Genomic DNA, 19,890 nt, shown 5'->3' on the forward strand with positions numbered 1-19,890 from the left:
GCCTCCCGCGCTCCGGTCACCGGCGTGGGCGAGAGCCCCGCCGCGCTCAGGCGCCGGGCCGCTGGGCGTCGACCGTCACCCGGCGCGGGTCCCGCACGCCGCGGCATCGGGTCGAGCGGGCGGGATGCCTCATCGTCCCCGCAGAGCGCCCGCCGTCTCCCCGGTGCGCTCGCGGAGCAGGATGCGAAGCGTGTTCGCGTGCTCGTAACCGACCTTGCGGGCGATGACCTCCAGCGGCAGATCGGTGGTCCGCAGCAGATGGGAGGCGCGCTCGACGCGCAGGTCCTGGACGAAGCCGACGGGCGACGTGCCGAGCGTGCGGCGCACGGCTCGCTGGAGCGTGCGTTCGCTGACGCCGACGGCCCGCGCTCCTGCGGCTATCGAGATCGGCTGGTCCAGGTGGATCCGGGCCCAGCGCTCGAAGGCCGCAAGGGTCGGGTCACTCTGCGCGAGGGCCGCGGAGATCGTGTACGCCGCCTGGGACGGGCGCTCGTCGACGACCAGATAGCGGGCGACGAGATCGGCCAGGGCCGGACTGCTCATCCGCACGATCGCGAGGGCCAGGTCGACGTGCCCGAAGGCCGCGCCTGCCGTGGTCACACCGTTGGAGGTGGTGACCATGCTGGTCTCGTCGACGGTGACCGCCGGATAACGCCTGCGGAAGTAGGGAGCGAGCCACCAACTCGTCGTGGCGCGACGACCGTCGAGAACGCCCGCCTCCGCCAGCAGGAAGGTGCCCGTGCAGGCGGAGGCGACGGGCGTGCGACGTTCACGCGTCGCGGCCACCAACCGGCGTACCTGCGTGGATTCCGGCCCCGTGACATGCGCGATCAGGGCGTCGGGCCGCCGCTCGGCCAGCGCGGGCACCAGCAGCAGATCCGCCTTCTCCGCCGCGCCCACGGGGACGGTATCGACGAGATGTCCCGCACCGGTGCGGATCCGCCGCCGGAAGCCGATCTTGGTGACCTTCCAGGCGGGCGGGGGCTCCGGAAGCTCGTCCCGCATCGCGTTCGCCCCGTCGAGCACATCGAGCAGGGCGGCGAGCCCGGAGTCGAAGACGCCGTCGTAGGCCAGCACAGCCACATCCATGACGGGAACGATATCGGACGCATCGTTTCCGACACTGGGGGCGGCGGGCCCGGCGGCCTAGATTCCTCGATGTCCGGACGAGATCCGGTGCCCGGTACCGGCACCGCACCATTCACGAAACCCAGACAACGGGAGTGCACCATGACCAAGCTCGGACTGCTGGCACGGATCGAGGCCAAGCCCGAGTACGCCGACAAGGTCGAGGCCCTGCTGCGTGACGCGTTGCAGCTCGCGCAGCAGGAGGACCACACCGTCACCTGGTTCGCGTTCCGGCAGAGCACCACCACCTTCGGCGTCTTCGACACCTTCGACGACGAGCAGGGGCGGCAGGGACACCTGCAGGGCAGGATCGCCGCCGCGCTGATGGAGGCCGCGCAGACCATGCTCAGCGAGGCACCGGACATCCGGCCGGTCGACCTGCTGGCGGTCAAGCTTCCCTGATCCAGGCGGCCCTGCGACACCAGGATCCCTGACGGGCCGGGGCGCAACACGCCGAGCAACAGCCCTGGGCCCATGGGCCTTTCAGCCTCACAGCCGGGCGGCAGCGTGGAGACCGCGCTGCCGCCCGGCGCCCCGCACAGCGACGACGGACCCCCGAGACGGGGGCGACAAAGGACGGACAGCACCATGGCCCAACCCGCCACGCAGAACCGCACCACCACCGGCCACCCACCCGCCGACGCGGCACTCCCTGCCGGGACCCGCTCACGCACGCACACCTGGGAACCGCCGAAGAGTTACGCAGCCGCCGGAGGCCTGACGGGCATCGAGCTGGCGCGGATGAGCCTCGACGGACGTCTGCCCGAAGCCCCGATCTGCGGAACGCTCGGCTTCTGGCTGGTGGAGGCCGAGGAGGGGCTGGCCGTCTTCGAGGGCGAACCCGGCGAACACCTCTTCAACCCCATGGGCACGGTCCACGGCGGCTACATGGCCACCATCCTCGACTCCGCGCTCGGCACCGCCGTGCTGACCGCCCTGCCCGCCGGCCGCGCCTACACCACGGTCCAGCTCGGCGTGAACCTGGTCAGGCCAGTGTTCGACACCACCCCGACGCTGCGCTGCGAGGGCAGGGCCGTCCATGTCGGCCGCACGACCGCGATCGCCGAGGCCCGGATCGTCGGGGCGGCCGACGGCAAGCTGTACGCGCACGGGACGGCCACCTGCGCCGTCTTCCCACTGCCCGACGCGGCCTGAGAGGCGAGGAGGACCGACTTGGCCACGACCACCGTTGTCAATCTGAAAAGCCACCGCGGCGATCCCGAGTACGCGGACGTGGTCTACGTCGGCCGGGCGATGCGCCGCGGCGGATGGGACCTCGACGGCTCCCCGCTCGCGAGCCCGTTCCGGCCGGGACGCGACGGCACGCGCGAGGAGGTGATCGAGAAGTACCGCACCTATCTCCTCGGCCGCCCGGACCTCCTCGCCCTGCTGCCCGGCCTCCGCGGCCGGAGACTGGGCTGCTGGTGCGCACCCGAGCCGTGCCACGCCCAGGTGATCGCGGAACTGGCCGACTCACTGACCTCCTAGCGTCCCGCCCCCGGCACGGACCGGCCCTCCATTCCTCTGGGGGAGGCGTGCAGGTTCGTGTCGGCGGGGGGAGTTGACCACTGACGATACGGTCGTGGTCGCGCAAGGGCGGCTCTGGCTGCAAGATCTACTGGTAGGCCCCACTCTCACTTCGTGAGTAAAGCGTTCAACCGAAACGCCGATCACAAGCCTTCGGCGTGTGGAAACGTTGTTCCACGGCCCACGATCCAGCAGAGATCCAGTAGTCGCCGTACCGGTTCCGAAGCGTGTTCTTTCACGCTGACCATGCCGCCAACAGGTCGGCTGGGCCGTAGACGGCATCGAGCCCCACCCGGAACGCGGGCTTCAGGAGCGGGGCACGGTGATGCGGAGGCGCTCACGGACGCCCCGCGCGCGCTCTGGCACATCGGCACCGATCTCGGCCGCCAGCTCGTGGAGCGTGTCCAGGCCCGGGAGGTCGTTCAGCCCCTGCGTCACCACAGCCCGCGCCTGCCCGAGGTCGCCGCGTGCGAGCGCGAGCCTGGCCCGGAACAGCAGTTGGTAACCGCCGTCCAACGCCGGGTGGACGGCGATCTTGTCGAGCAGATGACCGGCGTCGTAGTCCTGCAGTCGCTCCAGCAGCATGCCGTGCCAGGCCAGCAGATCTTCGGCACGGCGCTTACGCTCGTACGCGGCGCCCGAGTAGCCGAAGCCGCGACGGTCCCTCGCCCCCTGCTGCGTCTGAGCTAGGCAGTCGAGTGCGTCCACATACTGCTCTGCGCATGCCACCCATGCGTCGGGAGCCGGGAGCAGCCGTTCGAGGACGACGGCCAGCTGCGTCTCCTGTTCCGGTACTTGACCAAAGCCCCGGAGCGTCCAACCGTAGCGGGACTCCCAGCGGGCCAGTTGCGGCATGGCCCGCTGTGCGAACTCGGCCTGGCCGTGGCGGTGCAGCATCGTGGTCCACAGCGCGGCGACGGCGTCCGAGGCGACGAACTTCGCGGCTTCCATCGGATCATCGGAGCGGAAGCACTGGTATGCCTTGCAGTAGCAAGCCAGGTCGACGATCGCGGTCACCGCATCCTCGCCCGGAAGCGGATCGTCGGCCGTGAGCGCCTCGCGGGCCGCCTCGGCGTGGCGTCGGAATGTGAACCGCCAGCGGGACCGCTCGGTGGGGCTTACCTTGCGGTCACCAGCGAGGTAGGAACCGGCACGGGCCAGGCCTACGAACTCCTGTACGCGTTCCAGCACCTGTTGCGGGTCCACCGGCGCGCTCTTTGTGCGAGGCCTGGGCACGCTCGCCGCGGGCGCGATCTCCGCCTCGATCCGCTCCCGCACGGGCGCAGCACCGCGCCAGTACAGGTTCCACAGCGCCTTCTTCAACCGCTCCTCGTCGAGGCCGGCCAACTGGGCGAAGAATTCCTCGCGGTTCATGCGGTTCACTCCCATGGGCCCGGAGGATACTGTTCATCGCGCGGTCACGGTCGGGTGCCGGCGGTGCAATAGCGGGCTGACGACGGTCCGTGCGGGGACCGGCGGCGCGGGCGGTTCTCGCGGCCCCGGAGAACTTGCACGTCACAGGCGTAGATGGGATTTTCGGCACCCGCAGCCAGAAACCTCATCCACGCTGGTCAGGAGTTCTGAGCGTAACTGCGCGGCCTCGCAAACGACCGCGACAGCCGCGGCCATGCCCCGCCGTTTGCCGTCTCGGGGCCTGGGCCAGCATGGTTCGGTGCTGCTGCGACTGCCCAACCTGGCCCTGACAAGCATGTTCGTCCTGATACGGCTCGTGCCGATGAGCGACCGCGACAAAGACGCCGCAAGCGCTGCGGGGCGCCAGGTGCCCTCCTGTTCGCCAAATCCACCGCCCGGTCCGGCCTCACGGGCGTATCTGACGCCCATGCTGGACATCCGGCCTTCGCCGGGGGCTACCGGGCTCTTTCGTCCACCACACGGCCACCCCCGTCGCCAGCCGCGCTGATGCGCTGATCACGTGGAACCTGGACGACTTACCCGCGGAGGTCCTCAGCTCCCACGGTGTTGCCGCCCCACCGGACCCGTACCTGTACGCCCTGCTCGACCAGCAGCCCGACGAGGTCACGGCGACGCTCGACGGATGGCGGCCGACAAGGGCCGTCCGCCCATGACTGTCTTGTGCCGGGGTTCCGACGTTCGCCCACCGAGCCGGGCACCTGCTCACCGACAGCTCAACGTGAGACTGCGCCAGTCCTGGCGGAAATGAACAGCGGTGCAGGATGCTCGCTGAGCGCGCGGTGGGAGACCCGAGGTGCACCGGCAGACGGCGGACCCTCGGGGTTGGTCAGGGATTGGGAATGCCCATGCTGTCGAAGCGGTGCATCAGCGAGGGTTTGCCCCGGTGTGCGGCTCGCAGTTCGCTGACTCGGCGGTCGAAGTCGGCGGTGCACCCGGTGCGGGCCTGCATGTCGCGGAGGTCCCGCAGGAGTGCGATGGCGGCATCGTAGGCGGCGGCCTTCTTCTGGGCGATCAGGTCATCGATGTCACGCCACGCCTTGCCGGTGTTCCGCGCAAGCTGGTCCAAATGCGCCTCACGGGCCTCGGTAGCGGCGCGCGCCCGGGCCTGCTCGGCTGCGACTCGGGCCGCCTTCTCGCGTTGCCGGCGCTCGGTGCGGTGACGGTAGGCGGCGTCCAGTAGCTGAGCGGCGGTGCGCCGCTTGGCTCCGGTACGGGGGCCGGAGGCGGTGGCGCAATAGAGGGCCAGGAGTTGGTGGCCTGACAGAGGAGCGGTACCGAGCGCCGCCTCGAGCAGCAGGGAATCCTTCTCGGCGGCCGGGAGCGCGGCGATGAAGGCCGCCAGAGCTGCACGGTCCACGGCGTCCGCGGTGGCCGACTCGCTGCTCTCGGCAGCGGCCGTCAGCAGGTCCGCATCGACGCACAGGAAATCGGCGAGGGCCCGCTGGGGGCCGGTAAGCGATGCCAGACCCGCGGGGACGGGCGGCTCGACTTCGAGGGCGTATTCCTCCTCGTCATCCTCAGCCAGTTCCCAGGAGGTGAGCCCGGCGAGCCAGGCCACGTAAAGCGGCCGCAGGTCGCCAGCCGCGAGCTCGGCGCGCAGCCCCACGAACGCCGAAAGCGCGTAGGACGTTTCGAAGTCCCACTCCTCGCCGTCCTCCGAGGACAGGGAGAAGTCGAGCAGTATGTGCCCGGAATGGGTCCAGACGCTCAGCGACTCCTCCATGGCGTACTGGACGGCCTTCTTGGCCGGGAGCACGCCGGCGGGCAGGCGCAGGACGAGGCGGCGGCTGCCCCAGTTCGCGTAGTACAGGTGGGCGTCGTAGAACTGCTCCACCAGTTTCGTCGTATCGCCGCGGAAGTCGCCCCAGTGGTACTCGTTGACGAAGCGGGTCGGGGTGATGTCGGCGCGGGTGGACAGCGCCCGTACCTGCCTGAGCTCCTCCTCGCTCAGCGGGCGGTCGACGGCAAGGAACTCGTAGTACTGGTACTCGCTCACGGCTCGGCAGCCTACCCGCGTGTGGGGCTCGTAAAGTCATCGCTGCAGGTGAGCAGCGGTGTACATGGTTGTCGGTGGTGGCTGAGACGCTGTCCCGATGATCGTGTCGCTGTTGTACCGCGCTGCTCGCACGCTGCTGTCCCTACCGGCTGTCCTGCTGCGCCGAGACACCGCCAGGGAAGCCGAGTTATTGGTGCCGAGGCATGAGAACTCAATCCTGCGCCGTCAGCTCAAGGGCCCGGTCCACTACGAGTGGGCCGACCGGTTCTGGCTTTCCGCGCTGTCCTCGCTGATACCGCGCCACCGCTGGGCCGACGTCTTCCCCCTCACCCCCGCACCCTGCCGGCCTGGCACCGCAAGCTGATCGCCAAGAAGTGGGACTACTCCGCCCGCCGCAGCTCCGGCCGACCCCCGACTGCGGCCGCGCTCAGAAAACTGGTGCTACGCCTGGCCGGCGAGAATCCCCGATGGGGACACCGCAGGATCCAGGGCGAGCTTGCCCGGCTGGGGCATCCGATCGCACCGTCCACGGTCTGGGGGATCTTGAACGCCGCGGGCCGGCCCGGCTCCACGCCGGTCCGACCCCAGCTGGCGCGAGTTCCTGACCGCCCAAGCCCAAGGGATCATCGCAGCCGACTTCTTCCACGTGGACACCATGCTCGGAAAACGCCTCGTACCGCTCCAGAATGGTTACACAGCCCCTGACCAGGGGCGACGCTCCTCCGTGCCGGTAGGGCACCCTGGGTGCATATGCTCGTGCGCCTGCTCTACCTAATCGCCACGCGGATCTTCGCGTGGCTCGTCCTGCTCTCCCGCTCCTCCGCCGCCAAGAACGCCGAGATCTTGGTCTTGCGGCACGAGGTCGCAGTGCTGCGCCTCCAGGTCGCCACACCAAGGCCCGCCTGGCCGGACCGCGCACTGCTCGCCGTCCTCGCCCGCCTACTCCCCCGCCCGCTGCGCGGCGACCGCATCGTCTCCCCTCGCACCCTCCTCGCCTGGCACCAGCGACTGATCAAGCAGAAGTGGACCCAGCCGCCGTCCCCAGGCCGCGCGCCCCTGCCAGAGGAGATCCACGACCTCATCGTCCGGCTCGGCGCCGAGAACCCGCGATGGGGGTTCCGGCGCGTCCACGGCGAACTCCGACGCCTCGGCCACAAGGTCAGCCCGGCCACCGTCCGCCGGGTCCTGCGCGCGGCCGGCCTCGGACCCGCACCACGCCGGCATCCAGCGCGCCACGAGTGGACTGCGTTCCTCAAGGCGCAGGCCCACGGCCTCCTCGCCACCAATCTCTTCCATATCGACACGATCGGCCTCCAGCGCCTGTACGTCCTGTCTGTCATGGAGGTACGCACCCGCACTGTGCACATGCTCGGCGTCACTGCCCACCCCACCGCAGTCTGGGCCACCCAGCAAGCCCGCCAACTCCTCTGGCAGCTCGGCGACCGCGCCACCGACTTCACCCACCTCATCCGGGACCGGGACGCGAAGTTCACCGCCGCCTTCGACGCCGTCTTCGCCAGCGAGGGCATCACCGTGGCCAAAACCCCTCCACGCAGCCCCAACTGCAACCCGCACGCGGAACGCTTCATACGCTCCGTACGGGATGAGTGCACCAACCGTCTGCTGATCTTCGACCGCGGCCACGCCGAGAGAGTCCTCCACGACTACGCCCGCCACTTCAACGCCCACCGACCCCACCAAGGCCGCAACCAGCTCACGCCCCTCGACGACCCGGACGTCATCCCCCTGCCCGCAGCCCACATCGCACGCCGACGAGCCGTCGCCAGCCTGATCAATGAGTACCGCCGAGTAGGCTGATCAATCGGCGAAAATGGCAGATCAGGCCCTGTGCAGCCATTCTGGCCGGTACGGGGCTCACGACGCCTGGGCCTCCTTCCTGCGCGCCCAGGCTTCCGGACTGCTGGCCTGCGACTTCTTCCATGTGGATACCGCGTTCTGCCGGCGGCTGTACGTGCTGTTCGTCATGGAAGTCGCAACGCGCCGAGTGCACGTCCTCGGCATCAGCGCGCACCCGAACCAGGACTGGGTGACCCAGCAGGTGAGGAACTTGATGATGGACCTCGAAGACCGGGTGGACCGGTTCCGGTTCTTCCTACGCGACCGGGACGGGAAGTTCTCCGACGCCTTCGACACCGTGCTCGCCGACGCGGGCGTGCAGGTGCTACTTTCCCCGCCGAGATCGCCGAAGGAAAACGCCTTCGCGGAACGCTGGGTCGGCACCGTCCGCCGCGAGTGCACCGACCGCCTACTCATCATGAACGAACGGCACCTGCGCACCGTCCTAAACACCTACACCGACCACTACAACCGGCACCGCCCCCACCAATCCCTCCACCAACGATCTCCCCAAGCCTCGGAGACCGGCCAGACGGCACCTGTCATCCCCTTCGGAGGCCGCGTCCGCCGCACTCAACTACTCGGCGGCCTCATCAACGAGTACCAGCAAGCAGCCTGACGACAGGCAGACAAACGGCCTGATCAGCAGCCCGAACCAGGGTTTTCACGCGGGACAGGCAGTCAGCGCACGAAGCTGCCCTGCCCGAGCAGGGTGTAGAGACGCCCCTCTGTACGCAAGGCGGCCACCGCCTTTTGCACGGTCGAGGCTGCTACGTCGAGCTCAGTAGCGAGGGTCACGACAGCGGGAAATCGCTCACCCTTCGGGTACACGCCGGCATCGATCCGCCTGCGCAGTTCATCAGCTACCTGCGGCCATACGGGCTTGCTCCGGTCAAGATCCATGCTGTGAGCGTGCGCGAATCTTCGCCTTCACGCGACCGCGAATACGCGTATGCGCGTATAGTCGAAGGCGAGACCCCCGATGCAGCACTACAGCACGGGGGCCAAGCCGACGGGGAGGAGTCGACCCAGTGAGCGGGATTACCGGGCTGCGTAGGTTGCCGTGGACGTCCCTGGAGGGGAAACGCGAATACGTACAGCCAGGAGGAATCCTGGCGGCTGTCGCCGACTCATGCGAAGAGAGCATGGTGGAGGCAGCGAGAGAGGACGTCCGCCGCGCACAGGCTATCGCTGGTGATGAGTGCTCCTGCCGTGCGGAATTACGCGAAGCAATCCGCTTCCTTTCACGTGCCACCGAGGATGCGATCATGGTCGCCGAGCTCCGCGGGGAACGTCTTCCGCCCGAGGAGCCGATGACAAACAGCGCAAGCAGCGCGATCGGCGAAACCCTATTGAGCCGCTTCGAGGATGCGTGAACAGCAGCGACAGATCCGATGATCCGGTCGACGGTTGGTCCACGTGAACGGCTTGCCACCGTTCCGCTGAGGACGCCTGAGGCGTCCTGGGGCATCGCACCGCACATCAGTGCAGTCGACACCGAGAAAAAGGCCCACTCTGCGAGGCCCTGGACCCCACGATCGGCTACGAAAACCCGACGAGGACCACGACCGTAAGGCCGAGGCCCTCGCTTCCGTATCGTTATAGCGAGTGTCCGAGGGGCGAGTTGAGCGCTAACGATACGGTCGTAGTTGCACAGGGACAGTTCCGCCTCGGGAGCCAGACGTCCCTCATCGGCGTCGCTTCCCGATGACGACGTAGCGGGGCTCCCGGGCATTGCCGTCGAACGACTTGAGGCCCTGCTGAGGGTCAGCCGGGACCCAAGCATCTGTCGGCGCCAGCGCGTTGTCGAATACGCGACAACCAGACAGGATCAGCTCCCAGGACGTGACGACCATGACAACCACGATCGTCAAGGCTGGTTGAACACTCCTCGGCGGTGACACACGCCACCCGTATCGAGCACGTCTCGAGGTTGCCCTTACCTAAAACCTCATCCGCCCTGGTGACCGGTGCGCAGGATGCGCAAGGCATCGAGCGCGGGCATTCGAATCAGTGTGGAGTCCACATCGCGCATGGCCAGCCGAAGAAGGAGGTGCGGCCATAGCCGAGTGATCAACTTCCGGTCGCAGGTGATGGGCCGAGTGACGGTCAGTTTGCCAGGACGCCGTGCAGGAGCAGGTCGATGAGTTTCGTGGCGAGCTCGGGCCGGCGCTCGTTGCCGGCGATGAGGCTGATTCCGCCGAGTGCCATCAGGACGTCCTGGGACCTCACCGCTTCCCGGGTCACTCCTTGGCTCGTACCGGCAGCGAGCAGGCGCTCGATCGCCTCGGCCAGGTCAGCGCGGGTCTGCAGCCGCTGGCCGTCGTCGGTCAGCACCACACGGAGCGCGTCTGCCATGCCGTGCTTGGTGGCCATGAAGTCAATGAAGCGCTCCATCCACGTCCGCAGCGCGTCCACCGGGGGCAGTGAGGCCGCGAGGTCGGGCGCCGCCTCGCACAGGAGCTGTACTTCGTGCCGGTACGTCGCCTCGATCAGCAGTTCCTTGGAGGGGAACCTGCGGTAGAGGGTGCCGACCCCGACCCCGGCCTCACGGGCGATGTCCTTGACCGAGGCGTCGGCGCCCTCCCGGGCGAAGGCGGCTGCCGCGGCCTTGAGCAGCCGGTCCTCGTTGCGTTGTGCGTCGGCCCGCAGCGACCTGTGTTGTCGCGTGGCGCCGCCGCTGTCGTTGTCGGCCAATTCCGGCTCCCTTCCCGTCACACTTGCAACCGGAACTGGTTCCGCTTATGGTTCAACCGGAACCGGTTCCGGATGCAGGTTACTGCGGCATCAGGCTTCTCCGCGAGCGGCGGCACTCAGCCGTCCGGCGGTGAAGGTCAGGCACCGTCGGCTCCTCACCGCTTTCGGAACCGAGGCAACCACCACCAGGGCCTGGACTCCGCCCACCGGCAGGTCTCCCGCAACGTGCTCGAGGTCACCCGGGACGGCCCCGGTCGACGTGCCCCCGTCCCTGGCCCCACTGAAGAGCACGCCACCCGAACAGGTACAGGCAGGGAAGACAGGAAAGAAGCCATGGACCAGTCCTTCGAAGGCACCACGGCGCTGGTCACCGGCGGCGGCACCGGCATCGGCCGGGCCTCGGCACTCGCCCTGGCAGCGGCCGGTTGCACGGTGACGGTCGCCGGGCGCACGGTGGCCACCCTGGAAGAGACCGTCCGGATGATCAGCGACGCTGGCGGCGCCGCACGCCTTGTGGAGTGCGATGTCAGCGACGAGCAGTCGGTCGCACATGCCGTCCGGGTGGCTGTCGGAGACTCCGGGCGGCTGGATTTCGGTGTCAACAGCGCCGGGATCAGCGGCGGAGACAATCTGCGGAAGGTGGCTGACTACCCCGTCGAGACCTTCGACCGCATGATCGCCACCGATCTGCGGGGGACGTTCCTGTCGATGAAGTACCAGCTGCGTCAGATGCAGGCGCAGGGCTTCGGCTCCGTCGTCAACGTCGGCTCCGGTGCGAGCGTGGTCGGAGTGGCGGGCTTCGCCGGATACACCGCCGCCAAGCACGGTGTCATCGGGCTGACCCGAACCGCCGCACTCGACTACGGGCCGGACGGCATCCGGGTCAATGCCCTCGTCGTCGGCCTGGTCAACACGCCGCTGATCGCCGAAGGCCGCTCCCCGGAGGTGATGGCGGCCCGGGTGGCCGCCCACCCGATCGGCAGGATTGCCGAACCCGAGGAGATCGCCGACGCCGTCCTGTGGCTGTGCTCCGACCGGTCCAGCTTCGTCACCGGCGCGGCCCTCCCGGTCGACGGCGGATACACGGCGCGCTGACCGGAAAGGCGGCACAACAAGCCATGTCCACGGTTTCCTTTGATCACATCGGGCTGTCAGTCGCCGACCTCGACCGGCAACGCCGCTTCTACATCGAGGCATTCGGCTTCCACGAAGGCCACCGGACCGAGTTTCCCGAGGCCGGTATCCGCATCGCGCTCCTCATCGGCCCCGGCGGCGCCTCGATCGAACTCACCGAGCGCGCCGGATCGGCACCGCAGTACTTCGCCGATCCCGTCGAGGGCGCAGGCGTCCAGGGCTACTTCCACTGGGCCCTGACCGTGGACGACCTGGATGCGGCGGTTTCCACCGCAGTCGCCTGCGGCGCCCGCACCATCTCCCCTCCGGCACCGGCCCGGCGGCCCGGGATCCGCTTCGCCTACCTCGCCGACCCCGAGGACAACCTCGTCGAACTGCTGCAACCCACTGACTGCGCCGGCACGGGCTGAGAACCAACGGCGCCAAGGATCAAGTGCTTCCCACCGCAAAAGATACGGCGGGAAACGAGCGACCCAGCCCGCGCTCGGGCGTGGGCCCGCTTCAACCAGCGGCCTTCAGGCCGCGATCACCACACATGGAGGAAGACATCATGACTGGACGACTGCAGAACACGGTGGCGCTGGTGACCGGCGCCAGCAGCGGCATCGGCGAGGCGACCGCACGCAGCCTCGCCGCGGAGGGAGCGGTCGTCGCCGTCCTCGGACGGCGACGCGACAGGCTTCAGGAACTCGCGGACAAGGTCCGCGCCGACAGCGGGACCGCCTTCGTCATCACGGCGGACATCACCGACCAGCAGCAGGCCGCGGCGGCCGTGGAGGCCGTGGTGGCCGAGTTCGGGCGCCTGGACACCGTCGTCAACAACGCCGGCACCATGGGCGTCGGCCAGGCTGTGGACTCCCCGCTCGAGGAGTGGGAGCGCATGCTCGAGATCAACGTCCAGGGACTGCTGTACGTCACCCACGCCGCGCTGCCGCACCTCCTGCGCGCCGCGGAGGACTCCCCGCGGCGAGTGGCGGACCTGGTCAACATCAGTTCCACCGCGGGCCGGGTGGCTCGGCCCGGGACTGCCGTCTACAACCTGACCAAGTTCGGCGTCAACGGATTCACCGAGGCGCTGCGGCAGGAGGTCATGCAAAAGCGCGTGCGGGTGAGCGTGGTCGAGCCCGGCACCGTGGCCACGGAGCTCAGCTCGCACCTCCGCGACGGTGTGCGGCAGGCGATCGAGCGCCAGGTCGAGGGCATGGAGATGCTCCGCCCCGAGGACATCGCCGACGCCGTGTCCTACATCGTCACCCGGGACCGCCGCGTGGCCGTCAACGAGATCCTCGTGCGCGCCGGCGAGCAGACCTGGTAACGGACCGCGGACGACCCGAGGGAAGAGCACGCCCTGGCGTCATCACTGCACGGTCCTCCCGGCCTGCGCCGCCGCCTAGCGGGCGGCGCAGGCCCGGCCCGGGGGCCGGATGCCAACCGGCCGTCCCCCTAGCCAAGTAGCCGACTCGAAACCGGCGAAGACGATGCCGGCGGCTTCAAGTCGCCGATGACATAGAGAGAACGAAGACGTCATGGAATATGTGAAGCTCGGCACTACCGGCCTCGATATCTCCCCCGTCTGCCTGGGCTGCATGACCTTCGGCGAACCCGAACGTGGCTACCCCTCATGGAGCATGCCCGAGGACGAGAGCCGCTCGATCCTCAAGCAGGCCGTCGACGCGGGAATCAACTTCTTCGACACCGCCAATGTCTACTCCACCGGCTCCAGCGAGGAGATCCTCGGGCGCGCTATGAAGGATTTCGCCCGCCGCGACGAGATCGTCATCGCGACCAAGGTCCACGGCGCCATGCGCCCCGGACCGAACGGCGGCGGACTGTCCCGTAAGGCGATCTTCACCGAGGTCGACGCCAGCCTCACCCGCCTCGGCACCGACTACATCGACCTCTACCAGATCCACCGTCTGGACCCGAAGGTCCCCATGGAGGAAATCCTCGAGGCCCTGCACGACGTGGTGAAGGCCGGCAAGGTCCGCTACATCGGAGCCTCCTCCATGTACGCCTGGCAGTTCAGCAAGGCCCTGTACCTGCAGAAGATGAACGGGTGGGCGCGCTTTGTGTCCATGCAGAACCATTACAACCTGCTGAACCGCGAAGAGGAGCGCGAGATGCTGCCCCTGTGCGCCGACCAGGGTGTCGGCGTCATCCCGTGGAGTCCACTGGCCCGTGGGCGCCTGACCCGTAACTGGGGCACGGTGACCGACCGGTCCTCGGTCGACGCCGTCGGCGACAACCTGTACAACGCCACCGAGGCCGCCGACAAGGCCGTGGTGGAGAACGTCGCCTCGATCGCCGCCGCGCGGGGTGTCCCCCGGGCGCAGATCGCGCTCGCGTGGCTGCTGCGCAACCCGGTGATCTCCGCCCCGATCGTGGGGGCAGGCAACCCCGGCCACCTCGAGGACGCGCTGGCGGCGCTGGACGTCAAGCTGACCGACGAAGAGGTGGCCGAGCTCGAGGCACCTTACGTTCCGCACCCAGTCGTGGGGATCCTCTGACCGGCGCGACTCCGGCTCCGGGTTGCAGGGGTCCTGGCGCACCCGACGCGCCAGGATCACGTCGGCGTAGGCCGGCTTCCATCGAGTCCGGGACCAGGGGCGTGCCTCGGCTCCGCCGGGAAAAGTTGGCGCACCTGGCTGCCGTCGGCGCGTCGGCCCCGCCCGCGCCAGCCGTCGCGCGTACCCCTCACAGCACGTCCGCCCGGGCCTCCTGCGGGTGCCGATAAATCATCCGCCCAGACCACAGCCTTGATCGTCGATTTATGGCGTTACCGTCTCATCCCTTGATCCACAAGCCGGAAGTATGCCTCCCGTTCCCGGGCCAACGGCCTGTTGCCCTGCGGTCTGCGGCGCCTCCGAACCTCGACGTCCATTGCCACCTCTGAGCTGACTCTATGAGGGCCGGGCCCCCCTTCCTGCACAGCCCGGTGGATTCTGGTTCTGCCGGACGAGGTGATCGACGCCATCGTCACGCATCCCGACCGCAGGCTGCGGACAGCGTTCGCTGAAAACGCCACGGTGACGGAGGATCAACGCGCCCGGCTCGTGGACGATCCCGATCCACGTGTCCGCCATGCTCTGGCCATCGGACCCGACTGGTTCCGCATCCCGGTGCAGCCACCGCCCCTGTCCACTCAGCAGCGCCTGCTTGCCGATCCGGAACCGAGGGTCCGCGCCAAGATCCCTGGCAAGACCCAGGGCAAGGAGACGCCCGCCGAGGCTGGCAACTGTGACGGCCAGCACGTCGGGAGATCGAGCCGCCGCCCTGCCGGATCTGCGATGCCCGCGTGTTCCACGCCTCCCGCGGGCCTGTGGCGGCCATGGTGGACCGCGTTGGCATCAGCCACGGCTGCAGCCCTGTCACAGATCGAGGTTCTATTGGCCTTGGCGCCTTACACGATCCACGCTGGAGGCTGGCGTGAGGGCCAGCTGGTCTTCAGTGCCAGCGACACGGGGACCGCTCTGTGGGTCGCCGTCACGCAGCAACAGGAGGTAGAGCTCATGTCGCGGCTCGTGGCGCAGGGAATCCCGCCCATTGCCTTCATCGTTGATCCCAAGTAGCCCAGACCCGTCGTCACGACGGCAGAACGCGGAGCCACAGGACGAGAGAGGCCAGGTGCAGCCCAGCCTGATAGCGCTCGACGAGCTTATGCGGCCCGCGGTCAATGCAATGCCTCCGGCGGGGAATCGGCCGGCACCGGGATGGCGGGGGCGCCGTTCCCGACTGCGGGTCCGTAGCGGCGGACAGGATGGGAGCTGGGGAGGGTGGTGGAGAGGGTCGGACAGTGGCGGGCTGGTCAGCAGGCCGCCACGCGTACCTGCGCCAGAGCCCACGGCAGCCGCCCGGCCAGCGCAGCCCACTCAAGGACCGCCCCGGTCGAAGCGACTACGCGCACGATGGCTGCCTCAGGGCTCACTGACCAGGCTTCCCTGCCCTTGGGTCGCCTTGGGTCCGTGGCGTCGAGTTCCGTGATTCGGACAACGATCCCACCCATTGTGATAAGCCCAGGTGACAGCTGTGCGGTGCTGTGCGTCCAATGGCCTGACACCCGAGGGTGGCTGCCAGACACGACGCGGAGGCCGCACTCGACCTTTCCTTCCTTGGCCAGCCGCTCCCCCCGCTTCTTGATGACACGATCCCGGGCCAGCCCTCCCAGCATCCCGCCTAGCAGATCCCCCAACAGATCCACCATCACTCCCCCTCGTCAGACCACTCAAGCCCAAGACACACGGGACCCAAATTCCTCTACCGAGTAGTCAAACATTCAGAAGGGTGCTGCAGAGCGGCGGGGCAGCCCTGGTCAAGACCGCGTGCGGCGGCTGACACCAGCGGCTGACACCAACAGGCACGAACAGCAGTGGTCGACGCCGGACCCCTGTGAACGATCGGTCGAGGCACGCGGGCGGTTGGTCGATGCTGGCAGACCCCTGTGATCGGCCCGGCCGCCTCTGGGCCGTCCGAGGCGGACCAACGTTGACAGACGACGACAGGCGCTGACGGCGTCATCGCAGGTCGCAAGCGCGAGCCAGGGAAGAGACCCAAGTGACGGCCTGGCTGCGCCACTTCCAGAAGAACTGATCGAGAGGGCCACGGTGATGCGGGACGTAGGGAAGTCCCGTCATCCAAGCTCCCGGTCGGAGGGGTAGCGCATCCAGTCCGGCAGCATCGACAGCAGGATTTCGGCGACGCGGGGATGTTCGAGCCCCAGAACGCCTTCGACCGCGGCCGACAGGACCCCACTCATTCCGGCGCCGACGTAGAGATCCTCCAACGCGGCCGCTTCGCCCGAAGCTGCGCGTTCGTCACCGAACTGCTCCCGAAAGTTGTGCACTTGCTCGACGAGCAGATCGGTGATGCCCATGTACCCGGTAGGTGAGCGCCAGGACGACGCGAGCCGATACAACTCCCGGTGAGTGGCGAGGTAACCCAGGATCGCACGCAGGGTGCGAAGTGCGACGCTGGTGGGGTCGGCGCCGAGGTGACGGTCGCCGTAGTCGAATAGTTGGAACTCTTCGAAGCCTATGGAGATGGCATAGGCGGCGGCCTCTTCGACGGAGTTGAAGTGGTTGTAGAACGTTGCGCGGTGTACCTGGGCCTCTTCGGTGATGGCCGAGATCGTTGGGACGGCGACCGATCTCGAGGTCAGACGGGCGACCGCTTCTGCCATGGCGCGCCTTGAGCGCACGACTCTTGGGTCGCCGTCACGGGCTGTGCGTTGGTGGGCAGCACTCATCCACTCAGAGTACGCACCCCGCCGAGTGCGGTTCAGTGACGCTCGGCGTTCTGCTTCGCCGTCTGGATCATGGACATCGCCTCGTAGCCGCTGTCGTATTCGATGTATGCGGCGTGGTCGACGATGGTGGCCCAGTTGGCGAGCAGTGCCTCGGGCGTCATTTCCCGGTCGTAGTATCCGGCGTTGGTGCCCTGGAATGTGGTGCCCACACGCCCGCCCCCCACGTCGAAGGTACGTCCGGTCACTGGGCACTGCTCGCTGGCCAGCACCGCGACGATGGGCGACACGAGCGAGGTGGGATATGCGACCCGCATCGTCGCCGCCATGTCCTCGCTCACGAAGGACTCCGCCATGGGCGTGGAGGCAAAGGGATTGATCGCGTTCGCCTTAATGCCGAGATCCGCGCCGTCGACGGCGATGGCACGCATCATTCCGTACACGCCGGCCTTGGTGATCGCGTAGCTGACTGAGGCGGGGTTGCCGAGCAGGCCGTTGCCGGATGTGGTGACGATGACGCGCCCGTACCGGCGTGCCACCATGATCGGCCACACCTCGCGGGTGACATAGAACGTGCCGTCCAGGCCTACCCGGCGCACAAGATCGTACTCCTCGGGGGTGACGTCGCCCATCGTCGTGAAGCGTCCGATGGCGGCGTTGTTGATGAGGATGTCGACGGTCCCGTACACCTCGACCGTGCCTTCACGAGTGACGCCGCACCCTCCGGGGTGGAGATGTCATCGGCGCTGGCGCTCGCGTCACCGCCGCTTCGGCGGATCGCGGCAACCGTCTCCTCTGCTCCGGCAACGTCGTTGACGACCACTCTCGCGCCGCGAGCGGCGAGCAGCTCGGCATGGGATCGGCCCAACCCCCTACCTGCGCCGGTGATGATCGCGACCTGTCCCTGGAAGTCGAGCTCGGCCATTGCCACTCCTTCGTGTCGGCTGCCCCTCGCAGCGGTCGCCTACAGTAAGACAGATAATCGACATTTGTCGAACATCTGACCTGTCGGCGTTCGCCGCCCCTGAAGCGTGCTCTCGCTTCGGTTCACCTCCGACGTGGGCATCAGGCTCACCCCGGCCGGGCACCCCCACAGCCGGCAGGCCAGACTTATTCGACAGATGTCGATTAACCGTTCTATCGTGAGCGGCGCGCACGCGCCACCCACGGCCTCGCCCACTCGCGCGCGGCCGACAAGACCGAGGGCATCGAAATGACGAACGACGCAAAGGGCAAGAGCGAGCGGTACCAACGCGGAATCGCCTACTACAACAACCTGCACCAGGGCTCAGCCAACACGGCGCCGTTCGACTCCCTCGAAACCATCGCTCCGGGCTTCTCCGACCTGCTCGTCGAGTTCAGCCTGGGCGATGTGCTCTCCCGGCCCGGGCTGGACGTCAAGACCCGCGAACTGCTCACCGTCGCCGGGATGACCGCGCTGCGCACCGGCGCCCCGCAACCGAAGCCGCACATCGTCGGTGCCCTCAACGCCGGGAACACGAAAGGAGGAAATCACCGAGACGATCATCCAGATGACGGTCTTCGCCGGATTCCCTGCCGCGCTCAATGCCTTCCTCCCTCTCGCCGAGGTCCTCCAGGAGCGCGCCACCGAGCAACAGCAGTAGCGGCAGGCGCTCGGCCTGTTGCCCCGTTCAGCGTTGAAAGGAAAACAAGGTGCCCAAAGCAGTCCGATTCACCGAGTACGGCGAAATTGACGTGCTGAAGGTCGTTGAGGTCGAACGTCCCTCACCTGGCCGCGGCCAGGTGCTGGTCAGGGTGGTGGCGGCCGGGATCAGCCCGGGCGAGGCCAAGATCCGCGAAGGACTCCTGCACAACCGGTGGCCCGCCACTTTTCCCTCCGGCCAGGGAAGCGACTACGCCGGGATCGTCGAGGAGGTCGGCGACGGCGCCGACGGCTTCGCGCCGGGAGACGAGGTGATTGGCTTCACCCACCGCCGGGCCAGCCACGCCGAGTATGTACTCGCCGAGACAACCGAGTTGATCCACCGCCCGGAGGGCGTCCCGTGGGACCAGGGCGGCTCCCTGTTTGTGGCCGGGACGACGGCGTACGCGGCGGTGCGTGCCGTCGGGCTCGCATCGGGCGACACCGTGGTGGTCTCCGGGGCCGCTGGGGGCGTCGGGTCGCTGGTCGTGCAACTCGCACGACTGGCCGGGGCCACGGTGATCGCCCTATCGAGCGAGCCGAACCACGCGTGGCTTCTCGGCCACGGAGCGATACCCGTCACGTACGGCGAGGGCGTTGCCGACCGGATCCGGGCGGCGTCGGACGGCAGGGTCGACGCCTTCATCGACACCTTCGGCGACGGGTACATCGAGCTCGCGCTCGATCTCGGAGCGCGACCCGAGCGGATCGACACGATCATCGATTTCGCCGGTGCGCAGAAGCATGGGGTCAAGACGGAGGGCAGCGCGGCAGCGGCCAGCACCGACGTGCTCAGGGAGCTCGCCACACTGATCGACCACGGCAAGTTGGAGGTCCCGATCGCCCAGGTCTACCCGCTGGACGACGTGCGTGATGCCTACCGCGAACTGGAGCGGCAACACACCCGGGGCAAGATCGTGCTGAAGCCCTGAGCGGGCCGGCCGTCGTCGAGCAGGGCGAGGTGGACAGGCCCCTGCCACTGGGGCCGTTCACACCTCACCACCCTCTTTTTTCGGCGTTACCTGCTCTCCGCCGTCGGTGGCTGGATGACCCTGCTGGGCTCCGAAGACACCCGGCTTCTCCTCACCCGGCCCTGCTGGTGGGGGAGTTCGAGGGCACCGCGCTGACACTCGCCTCCGGCGACAGCGGACCGACCTGGGAAGGCCAACGGTGCGGGCACCTCTTGCCTGACGGCGGGATCGGACCACTCGGGAG

At 68.2% G+C, this 19,890-nt stretch carries 19 protein-coding genes and 3 pseudogenes; 14 read left to right on the forward strand and 8 right to left on the reverse strand.

All coding sequences use genetic code 11. From position 1 onward, the window contains the following. Positions 1 to 129: 129 nt before the first annotated feature. Positions 130 to 1,089, reverse strand: coding sequence for a GlxA family transcriptional regulator (locus tag ACQEXA_RS05625; protein WP_360995144.1), 960 nt, complete (start codon positions 1,087 to 1,089; stop codon positions 130 to 132). Positions 1,090 to 1,230: 141 nt separating this feature from the next. Between ACQEXA_RS05625 and ACQEXA_RS05630 the strand changes: the two genes are divergently transcribed. The 3 genes from ACQEXA_RS05630 to ACQEXA_RS05640 all read left to right on the forward strand — a co-directional run bounded on the left by ACQEXA_RS05630 (position 1,231) and on the right by ACQEXA_RS05640 (position 2,616). Beyond that, positions 1,231 to 1,530, forward strand: a complete 300-nt coding sequence (locus tag ACQEXA_RS05630) for a putative quinol monooxygenase (protein WP_360995141.1) — start codon at positions 1,231 to 1,233, stop codon at positions 1,528 to 1,530. Positions 1,531 to 1,716: 186 nt separating this feature from the next. After that, positions 1,717 to 2,283: a PaaI family thioesterase gene (locus ACQEXA_RS05635; protein ID WP_432936590.1), complete on the forward strand. Its 567-nt coding sequence runs from the start codon at positions 1,717 to 1,719 to the stop codon at positions 2,281 to 2,283. Between the two features lie 18 nt (positions 2,284 to 2,301). Beyond that, positions 2,302 to 2,616, forward strand: coding sequence for a DUF4326 domain-containing protein (locus ACQEXA_RS05640; RefSeq protein WP_432936587.1), 315 nt, complete (start codon positions 2,302 to 2,304; stop codon positions 2,614 to 2,616). Positions 2,617 to 2,961: 345 nt separating this feature from the next. On the opposite strand, the gene ACQEXA_RS05645 is transcribed toward ACQEXA_RS05640, so the two are convergent. Further along, entirely contained in the window at positions 2,962 to 4,044 is a 1,083-nt protein-coding gene (locus ACQEXA_RS05645; protein WP_432936584.1) for a hypothetical protein, read from the reverse strand. Positions 4,045 to 4,915: 871 nt separating this feature from the next. Continuing rightward, complete coding sequence (locus ACQEXA_RS05650; RefSeq protein WP_432936582.1) at positions 4,916 to 6,085, reverse strand: hypothetical protein; 1,170 nt, start codon at positions 6,083 to 6,085, stop codon at positions 4,916 to 4,918. Between the two features lie 97 nt (positions 6,086 to 6,182). Between ACQEXA_RS05650 and ACQEXA_RS05655 the strand changes: the two are divergent. The 3 genes and pseudogenes from ACQEXA_RS05655 to ACQEXA_RS05665 form a co-directional block, all read left to right on the forward strand. Next, positions 6,183 to 6,767: pseudogene (locus ACQEXA_RS05655) on the forward strand (integrase core domain-containing protein); the annotation flags it as partial. Between the two features lie 68 nt (positions 6,768 to 6,835). Continuing rightward, positions 6,836 to 7,903 (forward strand): integrase core domain-containing protein, encoded by a 1,068-nt coding sequence (locus ACQEXA_RS05660; RefSeq protein WP_433128865.1) that lies wholly within the window; start codon positions 6,836 to 6,838, stop codon positions 7,901 to 7,903. 13 nt (positions 7,904 to 7,916) lie between these two features. Continuing rightward, positions 7,917 to 8,561 carry an integrase core domain-containing protein gene (locus ACQEXA_RS05665; RefSeq protein WP_432936576.1) on the forward strand — a complete coding sequence of 215 codons (645 nt, stop codon included), beginning with the start codon at positions 7,917 to 7,919 and terminating at the stop codon, positions 8,559 to 8,561. A 62-nt stretch (positions 8,562 to 8,623) separates the two neighbouring features. Here the strand turns inward: ACQEXA_RS05665 and ACQEXA_RS05670 are convergent, their stop codons facing one another. Continuing rightward, positions 8,624 to 8,845: a GntR family transcriptional regulator gene (locus ACQEXA_RS05670; protein WP_432936574.1), complete on the reverse strand. Its 222-nt coding sequence runs from the start codon at positions 8,843 to 8,845 to the stop codon at positions 8,624 to 8,626. A gap of 128 nt (positions 8,846 to 8,973) precedes the next feature. Between ACQEXA_RS05670 and ACQEXA_RS05675 the strand changes: the two genes are divergently transcribed. Next, the gene (locus ACQEXA_RS05675; RefSeq protein ID WP_432936572.1) at positions 8,974 to 9,318 is read left to right on the forward strand and encodes a hypothetical protein; all 345 of its coding nucleotides are present in this window, start codon (positions 8,974 to 8,976) and stop codon (positions 9,316 to 9,318) included. A gap of 312 nt (positions 9,319 to 9,630) precedes the next feature. Here the strand turns inward: ACQEXA_RS05675 and ACQEXA_RS05680 are convergent, their stop codons facing one another. Both ACQEXA_RS05680 and ACQEXA_RS05685 read right to left on the reverse strand, forming a co-directional pair. After that, positions 9,631 to 9,816, reverse strand: coding sequence for a hypothetical protein (locus tag ACQEXA_RS05680; protein ID WP_433128867.1), 186 nt, complete (start codon positions 9,814 to 9,816; stop codon positions 9,631 to 9,633). Positions 9,817 to 10,051: 235 nt separating this feature from the next. Beyond that, a complete protein-coding gene (locus ACQEXA_RS05685; RefSeq protein WP_432936570.1) occupies positions 10,052 to 10,639 on the reverse strand; it encodes a TetR/AcrR family transcriptional regulator in 588 nt (195 codons plus the stop codon). Positions 10,640 to 10,972: 333 nt separating this feature from the next. On the opposite strand from ACQEXA_RS05685, the gene ACQEXA_RS05690 reads away from it, so the two are divergent. The 5 genes from ACQEXA_RS05690 to ACQEXA_RS05710 all read left to right on the forward strand — a co-directional run bounded on the left by ACQEXA_RS05690 (position 10,973) and on the right by ACQEXA_RS05710 (position 15,342). Then, positions 10,973 to 11,734: an SDR family NAD(P)-dependent oxidoreductase gene (locus ACQEXA_RS05690; protein ID WP_432936568.1), complete on the forward strand. Its 762-nt coding sequence runs from the start codon at positions 10,973 to 10,975 to the stop codon at positions 11,732 to 11,734. A 23-nt stretch (positions 11,735 to 11,757) separates the two neighbouring features. Then, the gene (locus tag ACQEXA_RS05695; protein ID WP_432936566.1) at positions 11,758 to 12,183 is read left to right on the forward strand and encodes a VOC family protein; all 426 of its coding nucleotides are present in this window, start codon (positions 11,758 to 11,760) and stop codon (positions 12,181 to 12,183) included. Between the two features lie 140 nt (positions 12,184 to 12,323). Continuing rightward, positions 12,324 to 13,088: an SDR family NAD(P)-dependent oxidoreductase gene (locus ACQEXA_RS05700; RefSeq protein ID WP_432936564.1), complete on the forward strand. Its 765-nt coding sequence runs from the start codon at positions 12,324 to 12,326 to the stop codon at positions 13,086 to 13,088. Between the two features lie 211 nt (positions 13,089 to 13,299). Beyond that, the gene (locus ACQEXA_RS05705) at positions 13,300 to 14,280 is read left to right on the forward strand and encodes an aldo/keto reductase (RefSeq protein ID WP_432936562.1); all 981 of its coding nucleotides are present in this window, start codon (positions 13,300 to 13,302) and stop codon (positions 14,278 to 14,280) included. Positions 14,281 to 14,733: 453 nt separating this feature from the next. Next, on the forward strand, positions 14,734 to 15,342 hold the full coding sequence (locus ACQEXA_RS05710; RefSeq protein WP_432936560.1) for a hypothetical protein: 609 nt from the start codon (positions 14,734 to 14,736) through the stop codon (positions 15,340 to 15,342). Positions 15,343 to 16,400: 1,058 nt separating this feature from the next. Here ACQEXA_RS05710 and ACQEXA_RS05715 read toward each other — a convergent pair. Together ACQEXA_RS05715 and ACQEXA_RS05720 are read right to left on the reverse strand one after the other, a co-directional pair. Beyond that, the gene (locus ACQEXA_RS05715; protein WP_432936558.1) at positions 16,401 to 16,949 is read right to left on the reverse strand and encodes a hypothetical protein; all 549 of its coding nucleotides are present in this window, start codon (positions 16,947 to 16,949) and stop codon (positions 16,401 to 16,403) included. Positions 16,950 to 17,047: 98 nt separating this feature from the next. Further along, a pseudogene (locus ACQEXA_RS05720) lies at positions 17,048 to 17,937 on the reverse strand (SDR family NAD(P)-dependent oxidoreductase). A gap of 288 nt (positions 17,938 to 18,225) precedes the next feature. On the opposite strand from ACQEXA_RS05720, the pseudogene ACQEXA_RS05725 reads away from it, so the two are divergent. Continuing rightward, a pseudogene (locus tag ACQEXA_RS05725) lies at positions 18,226 to 18,456 on the forward strand (carboxymuconolactone decarboxylase family protein); the annotation flags it as partial. A gap of 230 nt (positions 18,457 to 18,686) precedes the next feature. After that, positions 18,687 to 19,607, forward strand: a complete 921-nt coding sequence (locus ACQEXA_RS05730; protein ID WP_432936556.1) for an NADP-dependent oxidoreductase — start codon at positions 18,687 to 18,689, stop codon at positions 19,605 to 19,607. The last annotated feature ends 283 nt before the right edge of the window (positions 19,608 to 19,890 follow it).

It is taken from the genome of Streptomyces sp. CA-106110 (assembly GCF_050936285.1).
Classification (GTDB): domain Bacteria; phylum Actinomycetota; class Actinomycetes; order Streptomycetales; family Streptomycetaceae; genus Streptomyces.